The organism is Acinetobacter sp. (assembly GCF_050285345.1).
Lineage (GTDB): Bacteria > Pseudomonadota > Gammaproteobacteria > Pseudomonadales > Moraxellaceae > Acinetobacter.
The window spans coordinates 1-3,718 of record NZ_JBLZXR010000135.1 but is presented as its reverse complement, the minus strand read 5'-3'; the positions used below and the strand labels follow the sequence as shown (position 1 = coordinate 3,718).

Annotated in this window: 3 protein-coding genes and 2 pseudogenes; 2 read left to right on the top strand and 3 right to left on the bottom strand. The window is 39.8% G+C overall.

All coding sequences use genetic code 11. From position 1 onward, the window contains the following. Together ACN6OV_RS11745 and ACN6OV_RS11740 are read right to left on the bottom strand one after the other, a co-directional pair. Window positions 1-179 (bottom strand): annotated as a pseudogene (locus ACN6OV_RS11745) (phage minor head protein); the annotation flags it as partial. Between the two features lie 2 nt (window positions 180-181). Then, complete coding sequence (locus tag ACN6OV_RS11740) at window positions 182-1,744, bottom strand: DUF935 domain-containing protein (protein WP_427953160.1); 1,563 nt, start codon at window positions 1,742-1,744, stop codon at window positions 182-184. Between the two features lie 130 nt (window positions 1,745-1,874). Between ACN6OV_RS11740 and ACN6OV_RS11735 the strand changes: the two genes are divergently transcribed. Next, window positions 1,875-2,507 carry a hypothetical protein gene (locus ACN6OV_RS11735; RefSeq protein WP_427953158.1) on the top strand — a complete coding sequence of 211 codons (633 nt, stop codon included), beginning with the start codon at window positions 1,875-1,877 and terminating at the stop codon, window positions 2,505-2,507. Between the two features lie 118 nt (window positions 2,508-2,625). Next, entirely contained in the window at window positions 2,626-3,000 is a 375-nt protein-coding gene (locus ACN6OV_RS11730; protein WP_427953156.1) for a hypothetical protein, read from the top strand. Here the strand turns inward: ACN6OV_RS11730 and ACN6OV_RS11725 are convergent. Next, window positions 2,997-3,718, bottom strand: a pseudogene (locus ACN6OV_RS11725) (hypothetical protein); the annotation flags it as partial. The gene ACN6OV_RS11730 and the pseudogene ACN6OV_RS11725 sit on opposite strands and share 4 nt — an antisense overlap.

Below are 3,718 nucleotides of genomic sequence, written 5' to 3'. Positions count from 1 at the left end.
TCTTGGAGTAAATCGAGCTTCGCCACTTTTGCAACGGTAAACGCACGACTGTGCGCATCATCTAGGGTTTGATGCCAATCCCAGCCAATCTTATGACCCTTACTTTCTAGGTATTCGATGGCCTCAGCTGGAGGCCGATCAAATAAAGCATTTAATTCTGGACGCTGTGGTGTAGGCATAATTACAGCTCACTCTGAGCGCTTAAACGGCCCAATACGTCACAGGCAAAAATGATCTGAGTGAGCTTGGCTTGTAGGGCAGGTTCATCATCTTGCGGGTGTAACTGCGAAAGTACAGCCAAAACCTGTTCTCCATTGGCTCCAGCTTGAATATCAGCAATTAAAGTGTTCAGCCAATTCTCGGATGTAGCTTGGCTACTTTCTAACTGTTGATTGAGCTGCAACTGCATCGCTTGATCTTCTAAAGGCACTTGCATCGCATTGGCGGCTAGGTTTTGCCTGATCAATTGTGGCTGATAGGTATTCGCAGCAAGGATAGGTGAGTTAGATTGTTTCGTTAGAATCGGCTCGTCACCTTCAGGCATTGGTATCCCGGTACGGTCATAGACCCAAGACATTGGAATTTTTAAACCTGTATCCACCAAGGTATCTAAGGATTGACTGAATTCTGCTAAGTCCTCAGTTTCAGTTAAGTCAAAATAAAACTCTGGGTAACGGTCAGCAGTGATATTGGGATAGTTCAAACGCATTAAATAGCTGATCAATGTGTCATTCAAAGAGCGTGCTAATTGCTTAGCATCCGATTCAATGATCATATCAAACTGATTTTCATGTGTTTTACTTTGGGCATTGGTACTGGTTTTACCATCTGCCTGACTGAGTAAAGTCCCACCGACAATCACTTTAGACTGTGTTTGCTCACACCATTTGATCAAGCCCATATGGTTCTCAGTGTCACCATTGGCCGCATTTTCAAAGTCAATGCTCATACCTTTAGGAATTGCTCCACCTGCATTACGCCCGATGCTCATGACGGCCCGTAACAGTGTCATTTTTTCTTCAGCAGTTGCACCTTCAGGATATTTACCTAAGCGGATCGGCAGCCCATAAATCTCCAAGAACTCCATGACATCACGTACACCATAGTTCTTAAAGAGGAAAGGCCAAGCCAGAACGCGGTGCAAACCAGTACGGGCAATATAACCAGACTTGGCTTTATGTCGATGGACTACCCAACCGAAGTCCCAAAATTCTGCCCCATCTATTGAGCCATCATTTAAACGGAGTTCATTACGATTAAATTGAGTCGTCTTAAACTCACGTGCTAAACGGTGTTCAAATGACTCTGGTAGCCATAGGCTGCCCAGTTGATGCCACCTGATTTCCTGACAACTATACCCGTGACCAATTGCATCCAAGGCATCAAATAGAAACATCTCAAAATCTTTGATGTCATCAATCCATTCAGCAACTTCAGCAGCAATCTTTTTCTCTTGCTCAGATGCATTTTTAGGTGCACGGACATTCCAATCTAGTCGATTGACAGCCTGTTTACGCTTAGTCAATTCACTGAAAATATGGCCGTCTCGCTCCTCCATATCTGCACCAAGGTCCGCAAGTGCCATGAGGTCGCCTTGTTCAGCACCGATTAGCAATTGGTGAAGTCGTGCAGGGGTTAAACCAACAACAGGGTGTTCTTGCCACTGATGATCTAACCATGCCACTGATGCAGTTTGATGAGTATCTAACGCACTACGGTCTTGCTTTTGAGATTTTTTAGCCATAATAAAAAAGCACAATACGGATATTGTGCTTAGTTTGATTTACTTATGTATAGGTTAGGCATGGAAGTAATTCCTGAAACAAGTTATTTTTGTGCTTTATTAAAATACAAATCAACAACTGGTTATTTATATGAAAGTGATTCTATTATTAGGGGTATTATTTTTAGTCGCTTGTTCAAAACAGGACAATGTACATCAGGCAATTGAACAACAACCGAATCAGGATACCAATGTAGAAAATACTTTAGCTTTTGTACAAGAACAGAAAAAACGAGCAGCCAGTTATTCTCAAACAGATCCTGCTGTTCGTTTAGATATGTTAAATATGGTCGCGGTTGTCAGAACACTATATCCAGACTTTCCAGCGCACTTTGTTGAAGAAGAAAATATGTTTCAGACTACGGGATCTAAGGATGGAAAGGTCACATCATTTAACCGTTTTACTGATTGGATAAGTGTTAAAGTTTTTCACAATAAAAGTAATCAGAATATAAATCATCTCACTGTAGAAGTTTATGATCACAGGTCTTACCAGCAGTCAAAGCAAGAAACCTTGGAAGTATGTAAAAACATTTGGAATAATATTGATCATCGTGTACCTAAAGTAATTGATGAATTGTCTGATCGCCTAAAAAAATATGAAAGTCATAATTCATCAGCAGTAACCAGTCATATTCATCATGGATATGTTTATAACCTAGATGCTAGTCATTATTCAGACGGTTATCCAATAGTTTGTACTGTTGGTTATGATGGTAATTAAAAAGCTTTACTTTAGGGGGAATATTTACCAGATTTGAAGAGGTTTTAATACTACGTTGATCTTCAAATTGGTTTGCGTACCATTTGTTATTCTATTTATTTTTAGAGAAATTTTTCTTATGTCTGAACTTTTTAATGAAATTAAAACACCTGAAATCACAAACAGGCTATCTGCTGGAGAGTTTGAAACTATCTTTAACATTAATATCTGGAGTCGATATGATGAAGATCGTGAATTAGGAGAAATGCTTTGGTTTTGTAAATACTTAAATAAGGCAGGCCTTACTTCATATGTCGATGAATTATTTTATGATTCAAAAGCAGATTTATGTATCATCAGATTGATTGAGTTAGATCATGAAGAAATTCAAACAAGCTATGAAGTAGAAGCTATCCGTGTTATGGCTCAATTGACAATTGCACAATTTGATATTAATGGGATCATTGGTCATAGAAACCCATATCTATCAAATACTCTTAAAGTTGTCATTTAAATACACCCAACATCACTATTCCAGTCATAACCATCATTATTCATTTCTAGCTCCACCTCATCCTTGGATGGAATCGCAATAAACTCAATCGCCCCAGTTGGATTCTTGCTGGCATAGTCTGCTAGCAAGTGGGCGATTGCACTATCCCCATGTCGTTTTAGACCGTCAGATCCTGTAGCTCTCTTCTGTGGAATACGGGCTACGCCATTCACCAGTACAAAAGCACGGTGATCATCCATAATGTCTTTATCTTTTGGGATAGTGACAATATCACCATCTTCTAACGCTGCTTTAAAGTGTGGGGTATGCTCTCGATACCAACCCTCACTCAAATGAATCGCTTCAATTTTTTCACCAAATGCCAACTGCATGGCTTCGGCTAAATAACCACCATTACCAGTTGCGTCATGTGCACCTTTACTGAAGTTTGGTAATGCCTTGGCAATCAGTTTAAATAATTGTTCCTGTTGCTTATAAGGCATATTGGAAAGTTCAAGCACAAAAGGGCAGTGCTTACGTGTGTCCTGATATTCAATCAAAGGCCAAAATACACAAAGGTCAGAACGACGGGCAAAGTCCAAACCATAAAAGCTTTTTACCTTTTTAGGTAATGCCTCAATTAATGGCTTGATCACATCATTGAATAACAACTCAATTTCATTATGACGTGCTTCTTCGGACCATTGTTCAAAGTTTTTAGGCGCAGACCAGCGAATAA

Bases quoted from the DNA above. Each gene is read 5' to 3' on its own strand.
- ACN6OV_RS11740 (WP_427953160.1), bottom strand. From the start codon at position 1,744: ATGGCTAAAAAATCTCAAAAGCAAGACCGTAGTGCGTTAGATACTCAT.
- ACN6OV_RS11735 (WP_427953158.1), top strand. From the start codon at position 1,875: ATGAAAGTGATTCTATTATTAGGGGTATTATTTTTAGTCGCTTGTTCA.
- ACN6OV_RS11730 (WP_427953156.1), top strand. From the start codon at position 2,626: ATGTCTGAACTTTTTAATGAAATTAAAACACCTGAAATCACAAACAGG.